This is a genomic window from Bacillus sp. P4_D3, from assembly GCF_056401855.1.
On the sequence record NZ_JBFUIN010000400.1, the window covers coordinates 1 to 2,800 of the forward strand.

The following is a 2,800-nucleotide window of genomic DNA, read 5'->3' on the forward strand; positions in this document are numbered from 1 at the left end:
AGACTATCCTGTTCAATGTTTAGATTGGCGTAATGTGAAAGAACAAAGTGAATTTGCGGGACGAATAATAGAGGTAGCACGTGATGAAAATGTAATTTTAGTTGGATGGTCATTAGGAGCATTAGCGGCAATTCAAGCTTATAAAAAGATTAAGGCGAAAGGTATTGTACTAATTGGTGGTACTGCTAAATTTACAAATACGAGCGACTATACAAGCGGATGKAATTCTTTGCATGTAGAACGTATGAAAAAGAATTTAACGAGAAAGAAAGAAGATACTTTGAATCGTTTCTATGAAAATATATTTACAAAAAATGAGCTGAAGGAGAATACGAGTTTTAAAGAGATTGCGCTGAATTTTAAAGGGGACTCGATTCAGTCTTTACAATTAGGCTTAGATTATTTAATAGAAACAGATATGAGAAACGAATTAACAGATATCAAAGTCCCGTTGTTACTTCTTCATGGAGAACAGGATGTGATATGTCCATTATCCGCAGCTCATAATATGACGGAGAATACGAATGCTACGCTAAAAGTAGTAAGCGGGGCTGGTCATGCATTATGTGTAACGAATTTCGAATATTGYGCGAATGAGATAATCCAATTTGTAGAGGGGATACGACATGATCAACAAAACGTTACTACAAAAACGGTTTAATGGGGCAGCCGTATCTTACGATCAATATGCAAATGTACAAAAAAAGATGGCACATTCGTTACTTTCTATATTGAAGCGGCGATATAGTGAAACATCATCAATACGTATTTTAGAACTTGGATGCGGGACAGGTTATGTCACAGAGCAATTATCAAAGTTATTTCCAAAAGCACAAATTACAGCCGTTGATTTTGCTGAAAGTATGATTACGATTGCAAAAACTAGACAAAATACCGAAAATGTGACGTTTCATTGTGAGGATATTGAACGATTACGATTAGAAGAATCATATGATGTTATTATTTCGAATGCCACATTTCAATGGCTTAACAATGTAAAACAAGTGATAAGAAATTTATTTCATCATTTGTCTACAGATGGGATAGTACTTTTTTCCACCTTTGGACAAGAAACTTTTCAAGAGCTCCATGCTTCGTTTCAGCGAGCGAAAGAGGAAAAAAACATCCAAAATGAAACTTTGATTGGTCAACGTTTTTATTCGAAAGATCAGTTGCTTCATATATGCAAGATAGAAACAGGGGATGTGCATGTTTCTGAAACATGTTACATAGAAAGATTTGCAGAAGTTAGGGAATTCCTACATTCTATTCGAAAAGTAGGAGCGACCAATAGTAATGAAGAGTCTTATTGTCAAAGCCCTTCACTCTTTCGTACGATGCTTCGTATATACGAAAGAGACTTCACGGAAAAAGAAGGGATAGTAGCAACATATCATGCTTTATTTACGTATATAACAAAAGAGGGGAAGAGATGAAATGAAACAAGTACAAACAAAAAGGGATTGGAAAAAACTTGCATACGACGTAGTAGAAGAGAAAATGATTACGAAAGAAGATGCAATTGCAATATTAGAAGCTGATGATATAGAGGTTTTAGAAATTATGAATGCAGCTTACATCATTCGCCATCATCATTTTGGTAAGAAAGTAAAGTTGAACATGATTATAAATACGAAATCTGGATTATGTCCTGAAGATTGCGGGTACTGTTCACAGTCTATTATTTCAGAAGCACCGATTGATAAGTATGCATGGTTAACACAAGAGAAAATTGTTGAAGGAGCGCACGAAGCAATTCGTCGTAAAGCAGGTACATATTGTATTGTTGCATCTGGTCGTCGTCCGACGGATAAAGAAGTAAATCACGTTATTGGAGCAGTTAAGGAAATTCGTGAAACGACAGATTTAAAAATTTGCTGTTGTTTAGGATTTTTAAATGAAGATCAAGCAGGTCAGTTAGCAGAAGCTGGTGTGCATCGTTATAACCACAATTTAAATACGCATGCTAACAATTATGATAGCATTTGTTCAACGCATACGTATGACGATCGTGTTGATACAGTCCAAAAAGCGAAGCAAGCCGGTATTTCTCCATGCTCTGGAGCAATTTTCGGAATGGGAGAAACGATTGAACAGCGCGCTGAAATTGCATTTGAATTACAACGTTTAGATGCGGATTCTATTCCGTGTAATTTTCTTGTTGCTGTAAAGGGTACTCCGCTTGAAGGACAAAAAGAATTAACACCTGTAGAATGTTTAAAAGTGCTGGCGATGATGCGTTTTGTAAATCCAACAAAAGAAATTCGTATTTCAGGCGGTCGAGAACTTAATTTACGTTCTGTACAGCCACTTGGTTTATTTGCAGCAAACTCTATCTTTGTCGGGGACTATTTAACAACAGCTGGACAAGAGCCGACTGCGGACTGGGGTATGATTGAAGATTTAGGATTTGAGATTGAAGAATGTGCGCTATAAGATAGATGAAAAGCAAACTCTTTAAAGGGTTTGTTTTTTTTTTTTTTTGTAAAAAAATGTAATAAAAGTCCATTAACGCTTGATAGTAGTCACTTTTGAACGAGAAAAATAATTTTGTGGACGAATTTTCCAAGCTCTAATTGTACATAGTAAAAATGTAATTTATATCGGGTTGGAGGATTTTACATGTACAAATACATATTAGCCATTATGACTTGTCTGATTTTAATAAAAGCGATAAGTGCTGATCCAGTTAAGGCGGCTGAAAATCCTGAACAAAAAGAAATGCAACAAAGAATTGAACAGCATTTTCGAACGAAAGCTGAACATTTTGGACTTGAAACAGAAGGAAAGGATTTAAAAG

General features: G+C 35.6%; 3 protein-coding genes. All 3 read left to right on the forward strand.

Translation table 11 applies throughout. The features are described 5' to 3' along the window. On the forward strand, positions 1-661 hold a 661-nt coding region (locus AC1DTM_RS21735; RefSeq protein WP_477000851.1), incomplete at its 5' end, for an alpha/beta fold hydrolase. Further along, on the forward strand, positions 627-1,436 hold the full coding sequence (gene bioC / locus AC1DTM_RS21740) for a malonyl-ACP O-methyltransferase BioC (RefSeq protein WP_078172857.1): 810 nt from the start codon (positions 627-629) through the stop codon (positions 1,434-1,436). The genes AC1DTM_RS21735 and bioC, both read left to right, overlap by 35 nt. Position 1,437: 1 nt before the next feature. Beyond that, positions 1,438-2,436, forward strand: a complete 999-nt coding sequence (gene bioB / locus AC1DTM_RS21745) for a biotin synthase (protein ID WP_002160589.1) — start codon at positions 1,438-1,440, stop codon at positions 2,434-2,436. The last annotated feature ends 364 nt before the right edge of the window (positions 2,437-2,800 follow it).